Annotated in this window: 15 protein-coding genes; 4 read left to right on the top strand and 11 right to left on the bottom strand. The window is 60.8% G+C overall.

The annotated features are described in order from the left end of the window. Positions 1-54: 54 nt before the first annotated feature. The 11 genes from rfaE1 to IEV40_RS12065 form a co-directional block, all read right to left on the bottom strand. Entirely contained in the window at positions 55-1527 is a 1473-nt protein-coding gene (gene rfaE1 / locus IEV40_RS12115) for a D-glycero-beta-D-manno-heptose-7-phosphate kinase (RefSeq protein WP_188422024.1), read from the bottom strand. A 2-nt stretch (positions 1528-1529) separates the two neighbouring features. Then, positions 1530-2093 (bottom strand): D-sedoheptulose 7-phosphate isomerase, encoded by a 564-nt coding sequence (locus tag IEV40_RS12110; protein WP_188422022.1) that lies wholly within the window; start codon positions 2091-2093, stop codon positions 1530-1532. A 108-nt stretch (positions 2094-2201) separates the two neighbouring features. Continuing rightward, a complete protein-coding gene (locus tag IEV40_RS12105) occupies positions 2202-3293 on the bottom strand; it encodes a glycosyltransferase (protein ID WP_188422019.1) in 1092 nt (363 codons plus the stop codon). Continuing rightward, positions 3290-4327, bottom strand: a complete 1038-nt coding sequence (locus tag IEV40_RS12100) for a glycosyltransferase family 9 protein (RefSeq protein ID WP_188422018.1) — start codon at positions 4325-4327, stop codon at positions 3290-3292. Before IEV40_RS12100 ends, IEV40_RS12105 begins: the two co-directional genes overlap by 4 nt. Beyond that, positions 4327-5367 (bottom strand): glycosyltransferase family 9 protein, encoded by a 1041-nt coding sequence (locus IEV40_RS12095; protein ID WP_229724090.1) that lies wholly within the window; start codon positions 5365-5367, stop codon positions 4327-4329. The genes IEV40_RS12100 and IEV40_RS12095 overlap by 1 nt, the downstream gene beginning before the upstream one ends. 2 nt (positions 5368-5369) lie before the next feature. Further along, positions 5370-6671 (bottom strand): O-antigen ligase family protein, encoded by a 1302-nt coding sequence (locus IEV40_RS12090; RefSeq protein WP_188422016.1) that lies wholly within the window; start codon positions 6669-6671, stop codon positions 5370-5372. After that, the gene (locus IEV40_RS12085; RefSeq protein WP_188422014.1) at positions 6668-7717 is read right to left on the bottom strand and encodes a polysialyltransferase family glycosyltransferase; all 1050 of its coding nucleotides are present in this window, start codon (positions 7715-7717) and stop codon (positions 6668-6670) included. The genes IEV40_RS12090 and IEV40_RS12085 overlap by 4 nt, the downstream gene beginning before the upstream one ends. A 52-nt stretch (positions 7718-7769) precedes the next feature. Continuing rightward, on the bottom strand, positions 7770-8450 hold the full coding sequence (locus IEV40_RS12080) for a glycosyltransferase (RefSeq protein ID WP_188422012.1): 681 nt from the start codon (positions 8448-8450) through the stop codon (positions 7770-7772). Between the two features lie 324 nt (positions 8451-8774). Further along, entirely contained in the window at positions 8775-9305 is a 531-nt protein-coding gene (locus IEV40_RS12075; RefSeq protein ID WP_188422010.1) for a glycine zipper family protein, read from the bottom strand. A gap of 29 nt (positions 9306-9334) precedes the next feature. After that, positions 9335-9703: a hypothetical protein gene (locus tag IEV40_RS12070; RefSeq protein ID WP_188422008.1), complete on the bottom strand. Its 369-nt coding sequence runs from the start codon at positions 9701-9703 to the stop codon at positions 9335-9337. A 63-nt stretch (positions 9704-9766) separates the two neighbouring features. Next, entirely contained in the window at positions 9767-10333 is a 567-nt protein-coding gene (locus IEV40_RS12065) for a Spy/CpxP family protein refolding chaperone (RefSeq protein ID WP_188422005.1), read from the bottom strand. A gap of 192 nt (positions 10334-10525) precedes the next feature. Between IEV40_RS12065 and IEV40_RS12060 the strand changes: the two genes are divergently transcribed. The 4 genes from IEV40_RS12060 (at position 10526) to IEV40_RS12045 (ending at position 17366) form a co-directional block, all read left to right on the top strand. Continuing rightward, on the top strand, positions 10526-11233 hold the full coding sequence (locus IEV40_RS12060; RefSeq protein ID WP_188422003.1) for a response regulator: 708 nt from the start codon (positions 10526-10528) through the stop codon (positions 11231-11233). Further along, on the top strand, positions 11230-12684 hold the full coding sequence (locus IEV40_RS12055; RefSeq protein WP_188422001.1) for an ATP-binding protein: 1455 nt from the start codon (positions 11230-11232) through the stop codon (positions 12682-12684). Before IEV40_RS12060 ends, IEV40_RS12055 begins: the two co-directional genes overlap by 4 nt. Positions 12685-12867: 183 nt before the next feature. Further along, positions 12868-14241: an MdtA/MuxA family multidrug efflux RND transporter periplasmic adaptor subunit gene (locus IEV40_RS12050; protein WP_188421999.1), complete on the top strand. Its 1374-nt coding sequence runs from the start codon at positions 12868-12870 to the stop codon at positions 14239-14241. Beyond that, the gene (locus tag IEV40_RS12045) at positions 14238-17366 is read left to right on the top strand and encodes an MdtB/MuxB family multidrug efflux RND transporter permease subunit (RefSeq protein WP_188421997.1); all 3129 of its coding nucleotides are present in this window, start codon (positions 14238-14240) and stop codon (positions 17364-17366) included. Before IEV40_RS12050 ends, IEV40_RS12045 begins: the two co-directional genes overlap by 4 nt. The last annotated feature ends 4 nt before the right edge of the window (positions 17367-17370 follow it).

Raw genomic sequence — 17370 nt, 5'->3', positions numbered from 1 at the left:
GATGCGGAATGATGATTCCGGGATGTATCCGGTACGCAAGTCAATCACGCAATATCACTGCGCAAGTTTGTCGATGATGTTGGATGTGCTGCGCCCCGGCACGACGTCGACCAGCGCTACACGACCGCCCCACGACTTCACTTCGCGGCCGCCGACGACCTGGTCTTCCGTGTAATCGCTGCCCTTGACCAGCACATCCGGCTTGATCGCATTGATCAGCTTCAATGGCGTGTCTTCGCCGAACAGGATGACGGCATCGATCGCCTCCAGCCCTGCCAGCACACGTGCGCGATCGGCTTCGTGAATCACAGGTCGCGTCGGCCCTTTCAGCGCACGCACCGACGCATCGGTATTCAAGCCCAGCACCAGGCGATCGCCCATCTTGCGCGCCGCTTCCAGATACGTGACGTGACCCGCGTGCAGCAAATCGAAACAGCCGTTGGTGAAGACGACCTTGCGGCCGGCTGCCTTCCAGACTTCCACCTGCGCCTTCAAGCTTGCAAGATCGTGGATCTTGTTGACCTGCGCCGTCGATTCCTGCGTCACCAGTTCCTGCAGCAATTCGTCGCGCGTGATCGGCACCGTGCCGACCTTGCCGACGACGATGCCGGCCGCGATGTTCGCCAGCTGCAGCGCTTCGCCATGCGGCAAGCCACCGATCAGGCCGGCGGCCAGCGTGGCGATCACGGTATCGCCGGCACCGGAAACGTCGAACACTTGCTTGGCGGTCGCCGAGATATGTTGCGTATGCTGCGCATCGATGATGGAAATACCTTCCTCGCCGCGCGTCATCGCCAGGAATTCGAGATCCAGCGATTGCCGCAATGCAGTCGCTGCCGCCAGCAACGCATCGTTGTCTTTCGCATCGACCTTGCAGGCATCGGCCGTCTCGCGCTTGTTCGGCGTCAGTGCGGTTGCACCATGATATTTGGTGTAATCCAATCCCTTCGGATCGACCAGCACCTTGATACCGCCCTGCCGGCAGCGCGCGATCACCTGCTCGCACAGCGCCTTGCTGAGTACGCCCTTTGCGTAATCGGAAAGAATGACGACGGCCGGCTTCTCGTCGATCTGCTGCAATACCAGTTGCAGCAGTTGCTGCGTCTCGTCATTGCCGAGCGGCGCGCGGCTTTCCTGGTCCAGCCGCATCATCTGCTGATGGCCGCCGAGGATGCGCGTCTTGGTCGTCGTCGGCCGCTGCGGCGATTGCAGCACTGCCGATGGTGCAATGCCGATTTCCGTCATCATGGCGATCAGCCGTCGCGCTTCGTCATCGTTACCAGCGCAACCCGCAATACGCGTCGGCACGCCGAGTTTTGCCAGATTGGCGGCGACGTTGGCCGCACCGCCAACGCGGTCGTATTGATGCTTCAGCAGCACGACCGGCACCGGCGCTTCCGGTGAAATGCGTTCGACTTCGCCGATCAGGTAACGGTCCAGCATCAGGTCGCCGACGACCAGCGCCCAGGCCGCATTGTTTTCCGCACCGAGGCGATGGCGGACGACGTCGATCAGATGCGCCTGCATGCTTACTCCAGATCCATGATTTCGCAGACGCTGTGCGCGATGAACAGATGCGCTTCCTGGATGCGCGCCGTTTCCTTGGCCGGCACGATCAGGCTATAGTCGCACATGCCGGCCAGCTTGCCGCCGGTATTGCCGGAGAACAGCACGGTGATGGCGCCGCGTTCCTTCGCTACTTCGATCGCCTTGACTACATTGCCGCTGTTACCCGACGTCGAGATGCCGACGACTACATCCTGTTCATCGCACAAGGCTTCCACCTGACGCGAGAACACCTGATCGAAACCGTAGTCATTGCCAACAGCGGTGAGAATCGACGAGTCTGTCGTCAGCGCAATCGCCGGCAGACCGCGCCGTTCACGCTTGTAGCGGCCGACGATTTCGGCAGCGATATGCTGCGAATCGGCGGCGCTGCCGCCATTGCCCATCAGCAGGATCTTGTTACCGCGCTGCAGGCAGGTGCGCATGACCTGGCCCACTTCGTCGATTTTCGGCAGCAGTGCTTCCAGCTGCTGCATCGTCTGCTGGTGGGCGCTCAAGGCGCCGCGCAAGAGTTCGAGATTGTTCATCGTAATCAAATCGAAAATGTTGTTGCCGCTCGGGCTGTCTTGTCCTGCTTTCCTGTCGGGATGATACCCGTTCCGGCAGTCGGGCTCGCGTGAAAGTTATCGACTTTGCTATCGGCCACGCTTCGCCAGTACCTGACGATAGACGGCCAGATTGCCTTCCACCATCGCGTCGATCGAGAATTCGGCCAGAATGCGCGCACGGCCTGCTTCCCCCATCTGCCGGCGCAATCCGGCATCGTCCAGCAGGCGGCGCAGCGACTGCGTCAATGCCGCCACATCACCCGGCGGAATCAGCAGGCCGCTGACGTTGTCGGCCACCGCTTCCGGCAATCCGCCGGCGCGGCTGGTGATGATGGGCACGCCGGCGGCAGACGCCTGCAGCAGCGATACGCCCAGCCCTTCCATGTCAGCCGGATGCGCAAGGATGTCCAGCCCGCCCAGCCATTGCGGCAGATCGTTGCGAAAACCGGCAAGACGAATGACATCTGCCAGCCCGGCCTGCGCGATTTCGTTCTCAAGCTCGGATTGCAACGGCCCGCGACCGAAAAACAGCACGCGCAGATCGGGATAATGTTCGCGCAATACCGCGACTGCCTCGATCAGATAGCGATGCCCCTTACGTGGAATCAACTGCGCCACCATGCCGACGACGATCGCCTGTGGCGGCAAGCCGAATTCATGCATGAATGCAGCGCGGTCCACTGCATGCAGATAGGGTTGCGCATCGACGGCGCTGCGCACGCAAGTCACCTTCTGCGGCGCCAATCCCTCATCGAGCAATACGCGACGTATGCCTTCGGAAATCGTGATGACGTAATCGTAAAGCCGATACTTGAGCGCGACTTGCCAGCGCGCCTCCGGGTTGTCGACACGGCGCGACAGCACACATGGCGTGCCGGTCCAGCGTGCGGCCAGCCCGCCCCAGGTATCCGCGCCACGCCGGCTGTGCAGATGAACGATGTCCGGCTGTTCGGCTCGAATCAGCTGCGCCAGCCGCCATGCCATGCCGACGTCGGCATCGCCGCCCATCCGCAATTCACACACCTTGGCCGCATTGCCGACGGCAGAAGCGATATCGGCATCGATCGGACAAGCCAGCACATTCTGCACGCCGCGCGCAGCCAAACCTTCGATGATGTACGCGACCTGGCGCGCTCCCCCGTAATAGAACTTACCGGCCTCGACGTGCAGGATCTTCATGCCGGCTCCATCGCCATTTGCAGTTCCAGCATCACGCGCTCGGCGCTGATGTCGCGCAGGCAAGTCCACGCGCCGCCGCAGGTGGGCTTGCGCCGGCAGGGAGAGCAGGGCAGGCCGAGCCAGATCACGCGCGCGTTATCGCGGCCGGTATTTGTATAAGGGCAGGTCGAACCGAAGATCGCCACCGTCGGCCGTGCGAATGCGATACCCATGTGCGTCAGACCGGTATCAACACCGATCACGGCACCGGCATGACGGATCAAGACCGCCGCTTCCGGCAGATTGGTCTGACCGACCAGATTGACGATATCCGGTGCACCGCTCGCCAGTTCCGCCGCCGCTTCGCGATCGGCCGGGCCGCCAAGCAGGATCGGTATCAGTCCGGCCTGCCGTTTCACCATCGGTGCGAGCTGTTGCCACGCATCGACGAACCAGTGTTTCTGCGGGCGCGTCGTAAAGGCGGCGAAGACGGCATATTTCCCCGGTGCCAAACCGTGCGCTGCAAGACGTTCCAGTGCGCGCGCTTCGATATTCGGATCAAGATGCAGACGCGGCATGAAATCGCCGACATCCAATCCAAGCTGCTCTGCCAGATAAAGATATTCGGAACTGATCCGCGCCGAATCGCCGCCACGCGGCACGACTTCCGTCATCAGCCATTGGCTTCCTTCGCGCGAACCGAGGCCGACACGCCGCGGTGCGCCGGTCAGCCACGTCAGCACACCGCTTTTCAGCAAACCCTGCAGATCGAGCGCAACATCGAAATCCTGCTCGCGCAGCATCGTGCGGAATGCACGCAAACGGCGGAATACCTCCATCCGCTTTCCATCGCGCCACAATTCCTGCCATTCGGCTTTCGGCCACAGAATCCGTTCATCGATGTGCGGATCGGGACGTAGCAATGCATCGATTCCAGGTTCGACCAGCCATGCGATATGCGCTTGCGGATAGGTGCGCTTGATTGCTTCAGCGATCGGCGAGGCGAAGACGACGTCGCCGATGGCGGAGGTGCGGACGATGAGGACGCGATGCATCAGTTCAATCCTGCTGGCATTCCATCGTTCTGCATATCCAAAGCGGCTACGGGAATGGAAAACGAGGCAAGACGGTCCAGCACCATCTGCATCGAAATATTCTCCATATCGGGTGCTGAAATTCCATGCAGCAAAGGATCATGCTGCAAAGGCAATGTCGGGCCGAATAAACCGAGCGATGGCACATTAACGGCTACAGCGACATTCAGCATGCCCGTATCGTTGCCGACGCAAAAATCGCAAACCTGCAGTGCAGCTGCAGACCGGAGTACCGAAGGTTGACACATGACACGCGTCGTTCCGGCAGCCAGAAGAATCGGATCGCACGCATACACCGCTTCCGCCGCTTCACGTTCAGCCGGCCCACCTAGAATTAACACACCATTCCCGGCTGCGACCAATGTTCTGGCCAAGGCCAGAAATTTCTCGCCTCCCCAATTCTTGCGAGGATGTGAAGCACCGATTGCCAACACGATCCGCGGATGAGGCAAGGATGCCAGTTCGGCTTCCACTTCTACCGCCAGTGCAGCCGGCACTGCCAGCTTGGGAACGACCGCCGATTCGACAAAACCATGCGCCACCGCAAAATCCGTGGCTTCCGGATAGACCCAGCTCCCTTGACCTGCAAAGCGCGCTATATAGGGAGGTTTGTTCAGAAACAAGCGCTGCCATGCGGCAAAACCGAATCCAAGCCGCTGCGGAATTCCGGCGAGCAACGCCAGAAACCCATACCGTGTACGTCCGGAAAAAATGACGATGCGATCGAATTTTTTCCCACGCAACATGCGCAGGAATTGCCATTGTCCGCGAAATCCCTCATGACGCCCCATCCCTCCACCACGGGGCCGGCGATCGTATTCGATGACTTCTTCCACACAGGATTCCCCGGCCAGCAGGTCTCTCGCACGGCATGAAGGACGCGCCAGTACCGTAACCTTGCCGTTGGCGCTGTCGCGAGCAATCGCACGGATGTAAGGCACATGCCATACAAGATCGCCGATACCGTTGCGGTGATGGACTATCAGGGTTTTTTGCATCATTCTCAGGTAGCCGAAGCCTGCGTCTGCGACACGGCAAATGGATGCTGCCGCGATGCCCAGGCATAACGCACAGCACCTGCAGGAATCGCGAGCAATAACATTATCGCTTTCGTCCCGGCGCTTGTTCCAAACAAGGATTCCGTCATGGAAAAAAGGCCCGTTCCGACGATGGTCAACAAACCGCATAGCGCGTAATAGTGCTGTTCGCCAATATTCTGGCGATCCATTTTCGTCGCGAAGAATCGCCAGGCCATGAACCAGAAAAGAAATACCGCCATCGCCGCAGGCAAGCCGCCCAATGCCAGACGCGTTATCACCTCATTATGCAGATTGGCAAAGCGGATAAAACTGGTTGGCATTTCTGCATCCAGGACAGCGTCTTCCCGCTGATCTTCGTAAGAAGAATAGCCGATCCCGGTAAAAGGATGCTCCTTGAATCGCTCTATCCCCCAATGCCACATGGACAATCGCAATCCGGTAGACGTATTGCGTGCAGCCGGATCGGTTGGGTTCGCCAGATATGCATGAACCTGCTCGGTTGCCTGCTCGATACGGCCGGCAATACGATCCGACAACGCCATCACGCTAACAATTGCGGCGAGCAGCACGATCAGCATCATGCCGCGCATACGTTTGCTTAAATGATTGTTGAACCAAATGCATAGCAGAACGAGGAAGGGAATCGCCAGCCATCCTCCCCTCGTTCCCGACAGCACAGATGCGGCCAACCCGCAGCCGAATCCGGCGAGGCCAAGAACAACTCGAGGCCAGGGACTTGAATCGTCGTGCGAGACAATCGATGCGCCCGCCAGACAGAAAAAAGCCAACAGCAAGGAGAAATTACCGAACGGAACCGCATTCCATCGATGCGCCAAGCCAAACACGCGCGGATTTCCAAGATATACGACTTCATACAGTGCAATGCAAAATGCAATCAGCGTCGCCGCACATGCCCCCCAGAACAGGACATTACGGCGCAGTCCATATCTTCCGATCACCAAATAGATGAAAAAGCCTGCAACCAAATGGTTGGGCCGCGCCAAGGCTTTCAAATCCCATCCCATAAATGGCATGTTGAACAGTATGGATAAGGGAAGAATCAGACAAATCGCCAGGAAAAACCGGTCTGCCGGCAGAAATATTTTGTACTTGATCGCGATGTAGACGCCCCAGATGATGATTGGCGCACTGATCCAGCCGGTTGTACGCGGAAACACGACCAGGATCGCCAAGATTGTCAGCGCCCATATATTAAGCAACGCCTGCTCTCGGCTGCACGATTGGCAAGAGAAACTGCGATTCATCTCAGTTCCACCCCGCACGCGAGAAATGTCTTCGTCATATCGTCTTTTTCTTTTGGGGATTTGAAACGGATACGCGCCCATCCGAATCCGATCACCTTGGTCGATGCGGGATAAATCTGGCGCGCAAACAGCAGCGTGGTTGAGCGAACTCCCAGAACCAGATCATAGGGCGTCGAAGCCAGATAGGATTCGAGCGCTCCCGATGGTTCAATCAGACGATAGTCCGGATGCCTCAGACCGAAGCCATCGTCTTTGGGGTGTGCCTTGTAATCCACGTCCGTTATGCCTTGCTCCACCAGATAATCGTGGATTTCCATCGTCGTCCTGGCTGCATCGGCCTCATTCATGTGCCCCTTGTCGACGAGCGGCTGACCGACAACCAAGGCGCGTCTGGCGCGCGCATCCCGGGAAACCAGGACATCATCCGAAACATCGCGTATATCAACCAGCGGCGGCAAGACAACCGTCTTGCTCGCCGGGTATTCATTCGGCAAACCTGGCAGAACATATATGCGATCGACAAAATCGGCATCCGAACCGATGCGATCGCCCTTGAACCGGCTGTAAACCAGCTCGGGGGCTGCAAGCCGACGCAAGCCGCGCACGCGTTGCGCAATGCGCTTATGCAGATTGAGCTGATAGCGTCGCGTGCTGATCAGCCCGTCTGGCAAAATACGCGCATGCATGGATCGCGCACCAGACATGGCGGGCAACGCACGCAGGAAGTAATTGATCGATTCGGTATCGAAGACAGCGCTATGCAGAATCAGATTGTCGCAGCGGCCGACAAGAGCCGCGACCATGCGGATATTGGCACGCAGCTGGCGCAGCCGGCCGAACGGGCCAGGCATCGGCTCCCAACGCGGCCACGGCATGTACGTACAGGCATCCCATTCATCCGGAACGATGACAGATTTCAGGCCGGGCTTGTACCAGACCAGAACCTGCCGCGCTCCCTTTTCAATCTGCCGGGCGATGCAGCGTGCCGCCAGATATTGCAGTGGCGATGCGACAAAATAAACGCAGACAGTGCCGGAATCGGGCATAGAAAGCACAGGAAGAGGTGGAAACGCGAGATGTCGTACGGACTGTGGCGTACTACTCCAGAACGCGCTGGATCGAATAATCGGTCAGCATGCGTTCTCTGTGCCACTCATCCGCCATGGGTACGGTGGCAAATTCATGGAAGCAAGGCGTGCCTAACGTGTAATGCAGCAGCTTGGCATCCTCATTGGCACCGAACTCATCCGGCAACCAGTTCCACTCGATCGGCAGAGAACCGATCAATTCATCGTCGAGCCAGGTAAAGCGATGCAATTGCGCCCCCGTTGCGCCCTGGACGAAATCTGCCGTCAATGCCTGGTTGGCCGGATGTTCGCAATTCCATAGCACCACGCTCGACCAATTCTTGCGCGGATAATTTTCGTTCTTCGAACCTAGGTATTTTTCCGTCATGCGTGTTTTGTAATCATGCTTGACGACCATTACCGCCTTCGACGGATCACGCAATGCCCACAATTTGGAAATATCGTCACGAAGCAGCATGTCGCCATCCATGAAAATGGCCCAGCCACGATAATTCGTCAGGTACGGCACCAGAAAACGGCTATAGATGAAATGATTGCTGCCGTCGGTATGCTTTTCCACATAGAAGCCGAGATTGCGCAAGGCCAGCGGATGAATGGCGACTGGCTGCGATGCACGTCGAATGATGCTGTTGGTGCATACATGATATGCAACGGCTTCTCGGGGGTCGTATCCAATAAATATTGGAATCATTCCATGTCCTTATTCTAGAAATCTTCTACAGCAGCATCCTCGTGCGCTGCGTGCTTGCTACGCACACTGGCGAAAGCGCAATACCGTACAGCGCCTTGAATTTCAAAACCGGCGATGTCCATCTTCGTGTTCCTCAGCACCCTGCCATGTCGAAATATCAATATCGTATTTGGCAATGAAGCGCCATACAGAAATCGAACCTGCGATTTTAAACGGTTTTTCCCTCAAACAAGCGCCTGGCCCTGCCATGAAAAAACCCGCGCAACTCGCGCTGCGCGGGCAAAACCCATTCGCATGGGACAGGGGAGGAAACAAAAACCCGGATCAATATCCCGGCGGATAGCCGTAGCCCGGCCCCGGCGGAGGCGGGTAGGACGGCGTGTACTGCGGATTTTGATATTGCGGATTCTGATAAGACGGCGACGCGAAACGTCCTTGCACCGGAATATGGTTACCCTTCGCATACATGCATTGCTGGTAGGCATAGTCATAGTGCCGCTGCGTCGCGTAGCCGGAAGCGCCTGCCGCGTTGGCGCCGGCGGCACTGCCGGTCAGCAGACCGACGCCGGCACCGACACCTGCGCCGCGGCTGCCGCCGATGGCAGCGCCGGCCAATGCGCCGACAGCCGTGCCGACCGCTGCGCTGCGCACGCCGGAATCGACGGAATTAGACGATGCGGTTTCACCGCCCATCTGATATTGCGCGTACTGGCGGCAGTCGACATCGTCGGCGCGGAATTGATCGAAGCTCTTGCCGGTGCCGGGCAGTACCAGCACGCTGGGGCCGGTCGGCACCGTGGTGCAGGCGGACAGCGCCAGCAGGCTGGTGAGGGCAACGACGGTCGTTTTCAACATGGGAGACATGGGTTTCTTTCAAAGACAAATCAACGTTCCGACGGCGGACGCGGCGCAACGCGCTGCCAGCCGCCCGGACATTCCTTGACGTACGGGTAATAGCCGTCCGGCTTGCGGCAATAGAACCAGTCGTTGGTCGGCTGCGATTGCGGTGGCGGCGCCGGCTGGGCCTGCTCGATGTAGACCGGCGGGGCGGCAGGCGCGACGACGACCGGTGCCGGCGCATACGGATAGGGATACGGCGGGTAGTAGTACGGCGACGGATAGCCCCAATAGCCCGGACCGCCGATCACCACGCCGACACCGACGTGGCTGTGGTAACGGCCCGCCCAGGCGGTACTGCCGCTCAGCGCCACAGCCAGCAAGCCCAGCGCAAGTATCGGTTTGACAAGTTTCACGGATAATCCTCCTCGCAACAGGAACGCGGCAGAACGATCTGCGTTGACCGCTATATCGTTTGATTACGGCCGGGCCTGATCGTGCAGCAGCATGTCGTCATGCGGTGGCGGCGGACGATGGTCTTCGCGTCCATCATGTCCATCGGGTGCATGGCGCGGACCGGGACGATGTGCATGGGCAATCATGCGGTTGAATTTCTTCTGTTGCTCCGGCGTCAATACGTCCTGCAGCCGCGCGGTCGCATTGGCAATATTCATCATCCTGGCTGCATGGGCGGCGGCGAAATCGGCGCGCAGACGCGCGATGCCGGCAGCATCGGTCGGCCTGTCGGCTGGCTTGCCGGCATCGCCGTTGCCGATCGGGCTTTCAACGGCATTCACATAGCCTTGCCACGCTTCCTGCTGCGAAGGCTGGATGCCGAGATGTTCGGCCGCCTTTTCCAGCCGTTTCTTCATCCATTCCTGGCGATGGCGCGCCCAGTCGTGTTCCATCTTGTGGGCATCGTGCGGCGGGGCCGGCGGTGCGGTATCGGCGGCATTTGCCGTCGCCTGCATGCCGAAGGCCAGTACGATGCCGGCGGCAACGGTGGCAAGCGGGCAGAACGATTTGCGCTGTTGCATTGTTTTCATGGTGCATCCTGTGGGTCGTCGATGTGTGTCATTAGACCGGCAGGATGTAAATGAAGTATGACGACGACCGTCTTTTTTGTTAATGCAACGTAAAAATTGGCGAGAATCCATGTCGCCGCTCCCCGTCGCATCCGCCCGGACGCTATCCTTCCGTCTGGAACAAAATGTCATGGAAAGCGCCAAGAGCCTCCGATGGAGAAGAAGATACTGGTGGTCGACGACGACCCCGAACTGCGCCAGCTGCTGGACGAATACCTGAGCGGCTGGGGTTACAGCGTGCTGCTGGCCAGCGATGGCGCACAGATGCGCGAGCGGCTCGCCAGCCAGACGGTCGACCTGGTGATCCTGGATCTGATGCTGCCCGGCGAAGATGGCCTGTCGCTGTGCCGCAGCCTGCGCGTGCAGTCGGAACTGCCGATCCTGATGCTGACGGCCAGCGGCGACGAGGTGAACCGCATTCTCGGCCTTGAAATGGGCGCCGACGATTACATCCACAAGCCGTTCATCCCGCGCGAACTGCTGGCGCGCGTCAAGAACATCCTGCGCCGCGCCGGCGAATCGGGCGGCCATGCGGCACCGGCGCGCACGCTGCATTTCGCCGGCTGGACGCTGGACCTGAACGCGCATCACCTGATCGATGCAAACAGCGTCGTCGTCTCGCTGTCGTCCGGCGAATTCCGCCTGCTGAAGGCGCTGGCAGACCATCCCGGCCACGTGCTGTCGCGCGACCAATTGCTGGAGGTGTTCTCCAACCGCGAAGCCGCGCCGTTCGACCGCACCATCGACGTGATGATCAGCCGCCTGCGCCGCCGCCTCACCGACGACGGCGAAGAACCGCTGATCAAGACCGTGCGCAACGAAGGCTATATGTTCAACGTGCTGGTCGAGCGCCGCACATGAGGCTGCTGCCGCGCACGCTGTTCGGCCAGATCCTGCTGGCGCTGGTGGTCGGCCTGATTGCCGTGCAGGTTGCCGGCTTCTGGCTGATCCTGGACGATCGCGTGCGCCTCGGCGAACGCCTGCGCGGCGCCTATACCGCACAGCGCGTGGCCGGCTTCATCTCGATTCTCGATCACGCGCCGCCCGAAGAACGCGTGCGCCTGCTGCGCGTACTGAACATCCCGCCCACCTCGCTGACGCTGAATGAACCGTGGCATACATCCGGCATCGTCGCATCCGACGATGCGCAGATATTCATCGCGCATGTCGAAAACGAACTCGACGACGATCTGCCGCTGCAGGTGCTGGCCATCCATCATCACAACCGTCCGCCGGAACGCATGATCTTCGCGCCGCACGATCTGCCGCCTCCGCCGCCGTCCGGCGACAGCGATGGCTTCTTCGATCTGCATGACGGCTTCGAAGGGCCGCCCATCGTTTTCCTGATCGGCCAGGCCAAGCTGTCGGACGGCACCGTCCTCACCTTCCGCCACATCCTGCCGCACACCAGCATGGACTGGCCGCTGCGTCTGAGCGGATTGCTGCTGGTACTGGTCGCCTCCGTTTCATTGCTGGCCGGCTGGGCGGTGCGGCGGCTGACGCGCCCCCTCGCGTCTCTTGCCGACGCCGCCTCGGGCCTCGCACGCGACCTCGAACAGCCGCCGCTGCCGGAAGCCGGCCCGCAGGAAGTGGCACGCGCCGCCAGCGCTTTCAATGCGATGCAGCGCGACCTGAAGCGCCTGATCGACACGCGTTCGCAGGCACTGGCCGCCGTCTCGCACGACCTGCGCCTGCCCATCACACGGCTGCGGCTGCGCATGGAAAAACTGGACGACGGCGAACTGAAATCGAAGATGGAACACGATCTGGCGGAAATGGATGCGATGATCGGCAATACGCTGGAATTCCTGCGCGCCGGCTCCACGCAGGAAAAAACCGTGCGCCTCGATCTGAACGCGCTGCTGGAAAGCGCGGTCGAAGACATGCGCGCAGTGGGCGCGCATGTCCGGCTGCACGGCCGTGCCGAAGCGCCGGTACCGGCGCGGCCGCAGGCGCTGCGCCGCTGTCTGGACAATCTGCTGGAAAATGCACGTCGCTACGGTGGTTATGCCAACGACGGCAGCGAAAATGGCAACAAGGAAATCGACCTGACCGTCACCGATGCCAGCACCAATATCGGCACCATGCTGGAAATCCGCATCGAGGATCGCGGCGCCGGCATGCCGGCCGATGAGATGGAACGCGTGTTCGAACCGTACGTACGGCTGGAATCGTCGCGCGCGCGCCATACCGGCGGCAGCGGCCTCGGCCTGGCGATCGCCCGTGCGATTGCGCGTGCGCACGGCGGCGATCTCGTGCTGGCAGCGCGCGATGGCGGCGGCCTGTCCGCGATCCTGACGCTGCCAAAGTAATGGCGGGACAGGGCAGCGACAAATAACGACCAGTGACAACCAGTAACAACGAACAGCCGCGAATACAACGAATGGCGACAAGGCAGCAGCCAGGCAGCGATATACATAAATACACATAACTACATCAAGGCGTCACACGTCTTGCCCATAGTTTTCCGATCGATCCAGCACCAATAAAAACCGATGAACGACCTGACCGTGCCCGACAACAAACCCGAACCCGATAACGGCAAACCGCGCCGCCGCTGGCTGCCCTGGCTGATCTGCCTCATCGTCCTGATCGCCGTCGTGCTCGGCATCCGCCACTTCGTCGCGCAGCGCAAGGCCGAAGCCGACAGCGCCGCCGGCGTGCAGTCGATGCGGCGCGGCGGAGCCGGCATGGCAAACCGCGCGATGCCGGTGGTCGCCGCCACCGCCCGCAGCGGCGACATCAACGTCTACCTGAACGGGCTCGGCTCGGCCGTGCCGCTGAATGCCGTCACCGTCAAGCCGCAGGTCGGCGGGCAGTTGATGAAAGTGCTGTTCCGTGAAGGCCAGCTCGTGAAGAAGGGCGATCTGCTGGCCCAGATCGATCCGCGCGCCTATCAGGTCGAATTGACGCAGGCCGAAGGCCAGATGGCACGCGACCAGGCGCTGTTGAAGAATGCGCAGATCGATCTGGAACGCTACCGCACGTTGTTCAAGCAGGATTCGATCGCGCGCCAGCAGCTCGATACGCAGGAATCGCTGGTGCGCCAGTACCAGGGCGCGATCAAGGTCGACCAGGGCCAGATCGATGCCGCCAAACTGCAGTTGACCTACGCCAGCATTACCGCGCCGATCGGCGGTCGCGTAGGCCTGCGCCAGGTCGATCCGGGCAATATCGTCTCGACGTCCGACACCACGGGCATCGTCGTCATCACGCAACTGCAGCCGATCAGCGTGGTCTTCACAATGCCGGAAGACAATATCCCTGCCGTCATGCGCCGCCTGCAGGCCGGCGAAAAGCTGATCGTCGATGCCTACGACCGCGCGCAACTGCACAAGCTGGCGACCGGCACGCTGCTAACGATCGACAACCAGATCGATGCAGCCACCGGCACCGTCAAGCTGAAGGCGCAATTCGCCAATGAAGACTTCGGCCTGTTCGCCAACCAGTTCGTCAACACGCGCCTGTTGGTCGAGACGAAACACGATGTCGTCATCGTGCCGTCGGCCGGCATCCAGCACGGTAGCAAGGGCGATTACGCCTACGTCATCGGTGCCGACAACACGGTTTCGGTACGCAACGTGAAAACCGGCACCACGCAGGGCGACGACACCGAAATCGTCTCCGGCCTGAAAGCCGGCGAACGCATCGTCGTCGACGGCGCCGACAAGCTGCGCGAAGGCGCCAAGGTCGACGTCGCCCTGCAGGACAACAAGCAGGTCGGTACAGCCGCGCCGGCAGGACAGGGCGATGCGCACCCGCGCCGCGGCAGCCGCAAGGATGCCCATCCGGGCGCACCCGCTGCAGCGCAGGCTGCAGCGGCGGAAGATCGTAAAGCGGCAGCCGCAGCCAAGGGCGCCAATCCATGAGTCTGTCGCGCCCCTTCATTCTGCGGCCGGTCGCGACCTCGCTGCTGATGCTGGCGATTCTGCTGGTCGGCGCGCTCGCCTACCGGATGCTGCCGCTATCGGCGCTGCCCGAAGTCGATTACCCGACGATCCAGGTCGTCACGCTGTATCCGGGCGCCAGCCCCGATGTGATGACGTCTTCGGTGACGGCACCGCTGGAGCGCCAGTTCGGCCAGATGCCGGGACTGAACCAGATGTCGTCCACCAGTTCGGGCGGCGCGTCGGTCATCACGCTGCAATTCAGTCTCGATCTGAGTCTGGACATCGCTGAACAGGAGGTGCAGGCCGCGATCAACGCCGCCGGCAACCTGCTGCCGGCCGACCTGCCGGCGCCGCCAATCTACAGCAAGGTCAATCCGGCCGACACGCCGATCATGACGCTGGCGCTGACGTCGAAGACATTGCCGCTGCCACAGGTGCAATCGCTGGCCGATACGCGGCTGGCACAGAAAATCTCGCAAGTAACCGGCGTCGGCCTCGTCAGCCTGTCCGGCGGCCAGCGGCCCGCCGTGCGCATCCAGGCCAATCCGACCGCGCTGGCTGCCTACGGCCTGAACATCGAAGACATCCGCACCGCGATCGCCAGCGCCAATGTCAACCAGGCCAAGGGCAGCTTCGACGGCCCGGCACGCGCCTACACGATCGATGCCAACGACCAGCTGCGTTCCGCCGCCGAGTACAAGGCCATCATCGTCGCCTACAAGAACAGTGCGCCGATCCGGCTGACCGATGTTGCCGATATCGTCGACGATGCGGAAAACATCCGGCAGGCCGCCTGGGTCAACGAGCAGCCGGCGATCATCCTGAACATCCAGCGCCAGCCCGGCGCGAACGTGATCCAGGTCGTCGATCAGGTCAAGAAACTGCTGCCGCAGTTGCAGGCATCGCTGCCGTCTTCCGTCGAAGTCTCGCTGCTGAGCGACCGCACGACGACGATACGTGCCTCGGTCGACGACGTACAGTTCGAACTGGTGCTGGCCGTGGCGCTGGTGGTGCTGGTGATCTTCCTGTTCCTGCGCAACATCCCCGCCACCATCATCCCCAGCGTGGCGGTGCCGCTGTCGCTGATCGGCTCGTTCGGCGTCATGTATCTGGCCGGTTTCAGTCTGAACAACCTGTCGCTGATGGCGCTGACGATCTCCACCGGCTTCGTCGTCGACGATGCGATCGTGATGATCGAAAACATTTCGCGTTACATCGAAGAAGGCGAATCGCCGCTGAAGGCGGCATTGAAGGGCTCAGCGCAGATCGGTTTCACCATCCTGTCGCTGACGATCTCGCTGATCGCGGTGCTGATCCCGTTGCTGTTCATGGGCGACGTGGTCGGTCGGTTGTTCCGCGAATTCGCCATCACGCTGTCGGTGACGATCATCATCTCGGCCATCGTTTCGCTGACGCTGACGCCGATGATGTGCGCCAAGCTGCTGCACCATGTGCCGGAAGAAAAACAGAGCCGCTTCTATCATGCGTCGGGCGCCTTCTTCGACCGCACCATCGCACAGTACGGCAAATGGCTGACCTGGGTGCTGGAACGCCAGACCGCGACATTGCTCGTCGCCATCGGCACGCTGGCGCTGACCGTGCTGCTGTACATCTTCATTCCGAAGGGCTTCTTCCCGATACAGGATACCGGCGTAATCCAGGGCATTTCGGAAGCGCCGCAATCGATCTCGTTTCAGGCGATGGCCGAGCGCCAGCAGGCACTGGCGAAAGTCATCCTGCAGGACCCGGACGTCGAAAGCCTGTCTTCGTTCATCGGTGTCGACGGCACCAACACGACGATGAACAGCGGCCGCATCCAGATCAACCTGAAGCCGTTCGCGGAACGCGATGCCAACGCATCGGAAATCATCGACAGATTGCAGACCAAGCTGGCCGACGTGCACGGCATTTCGCTGTACATGCAGCCGGTGCAGGACCTGACGATCGAAACCCGCGTATCGCGCACGCAATACCAGTTCACGCTGCAGGATGCGGATTCCAACACATTGAGCACCTGGGTGCCCAAGCTGGTGGACAAGCTGTATACGCTGCCGCAGCTGCGCGACGTCGCCAGCGATCTGCAGGACAACGGCCTGCAGGCGGCGCTACTGATCGACCGTGGCACCGCATCGCGCCTCGGCATCACGCCGGCCGCGATCGACAATACGCTGTACAGCGCGTTCGGCCAGCGCATCGTGTCGACCATCTTCACGCAGACCAACCAGTACCGCGTGGTGCTGGAGGTGAAACCGGAATTCCGCAAGGGACTGCAAGCGCTCGATCACATCTACGTTACCGCTTCCGACGGCCAGCAGATTCCGCTGTCGACGATCACGACGCTGGTGCAGCGTTCGACGCCGCTGGTGATCAACCACGTCGGCCAGTTCCCTGCAGCGACGATCTCGTTCAACCTTGCGCCCGGCGCTTCGCTCGGCGATGCGGTCGATGCGATCGAACAGGCGAAAGAGGAAATCGGCCTGCCGGCCAGCACGCAGATCAGCTTCCAGGGCGCGGCACTGGCCTTCAAGGCTTCACTGTCGAACACGCTGCTGCTGATCCTGGCCGCCATCGTCACCGTCTACATCGTGCTCGGCGTGCTATATGAAAGCTACATCCATCCGATCACGATTCTTTCCACCTTGCCGTCGGCCGGCATGGGTGCGCTGCTGGCACTGCTGATCGCGCGCAGCGATCTCGGCATCATCGCGGTGATCGGCATCATCCTGCTGATCGGCATCGTCAAGAAAAACGCGATCATGATGATCGACTTCGCGCTGGAAGCCGAACGCAAGGACGGCCTGTCGCCGCGCGACGCGATCTACCAGGCCTGCCTGCTGCGCTTCCGACCGATCATGATGACGACGATGGCGGCATTGCTGGGTGCGCTGCCGTTGATGCTGGGCACCGGCGTCGGCTCCGAACTGCGGCGGCCGCTTGGCATCGCCATCGTCGGCGGCCTGATTGTCAGCCAGGTGCTGACGCTGTTCACGACGCCGGTGATCTATCTGGCATTCGACCGGCTGGCGCAACGCTTCGGCCGCAAGCGCGCCGAAGATGACGACGCCGACAATGCTGCAGGCGACGAAGCCATGAGCCCACCATAAGCGC

The organism is Oxalicibacterium solurbis, from assembly GCF_014635845.1.
Lineage (GTDB): Bacteria > Pseudomonadota > Gammaproteobacteria > Burkholderiales > Burkholderiaceae_D > Oxalicibacterium > Oxalicibacterium solurbis.
Note: the sequence above shows the minus strand (reverse complement) of the source record. Positions and strands in the feature narration are given on the sequence as shown.

Excerpts from the sequence above, each read along its gene's own strand:
- IEV40_RS12045 (WP_188421997.1), top strand. The coding sequence starts at position 14,238 with ATGAGTCTGTCGCGCCCCTTCATTCTGCGGCCGGTCGCGACCTCGCTG.
- IEV40_RS12055 (WP_188422001.1), top strand. The coding sequence starts at position 11,230 with ATGAGGCTGCTGCCGCGCACGCTGTTCGGCCAGATCCTGCTGGCGCTG.
- IEV40_RS12050 (WP_188421999.1), top strand. The coding sequence starts at position 12,868 with ATGAACGACCTGACCGTGCCCGACAACAAACCCGAACCCGATAACGGC.
- IEV40_RS12065 (WP_188422005.1), bottom strand. The coding sequence starts at position 10,333 with ATGAAAACAATGCAACAGCGCAAATCGTTCTGCCCGCTTGCCACCGTT.
- IEV40_RS12090 (WP_188422016.1), bottom strand. The coding sequence starts at position 6,671 with ATGAATCGCAGTTTCTCTTGCCAATCGTGCAGCCGAGAGCAGGCGTTG.
- IEV40_RS12100 (WP_188422018.1), bottom strand. The coding sequence starts at position 4,327 with ATGCATCGCGTCCTCATCGTCCGCACCTCCGCCATCGGCGACGTCGTC.
- IEV40_RS12095 (WP_229724090.1), bottom strand. The coding sequence starts at position 5,367 with ATGATGCAAAAAACCCTGATAGTCCATCACCGCAACGGTATCGGCGAT.
- IEV40_RS12060 (WP_188422003.1), top strand. The coding sequence starts at position 10,526 with ATGGAGAAGAAGATACTGGTGGTCGACGACGACCCCGAACTGCGCCAG.
- IEV40_RS12075 (WP_188422010.1), bottom strand. The coding sequence starts at position 9,305 with ATGTTGAAAACGACCGTCGTTGCCCTCACCAGCCTGCTGGCGCTGTCC.
- IEV40_RS12105 (WP_188422019.1), bottom strand. The coding sequence starts at position 3,293 with ATGAAGATCCTGCACGTCGAGGCCGGTAAGTTCTATTACGGGGGAGCG.
- rfaE1 (WP_188422024.1), bottom strand. The coding sequence starts at position 1,527 with ATGCAGGCGCATCTGATCGACGTCGTCCGCCATCGCCTCGGTGCGGAA.
- IEV40_RS12110 (WP_188422022.1), bottom strand. The coding sequence starts at position 2,093 with ATGAACAATCTCGAACTCTTGCGCGGCGCCTTGAGCGCCCACCAGCAG.
- IEV40_RS12085 (WP_188422014.1), bottom strand. The coding sequence starts at position 7,717 with ATGCCCGATTCCGGCACTGTCTGCGTTTATTTTGTCGCATCGCCACTG.
- IEV40_RS12080 (WP_188422012.1), bottom strand. The coding sequence starts at position 8,450 with ATGATTCCAATATTTATTGGATACGACCCCCGAGAAGCCGTTGCATAT.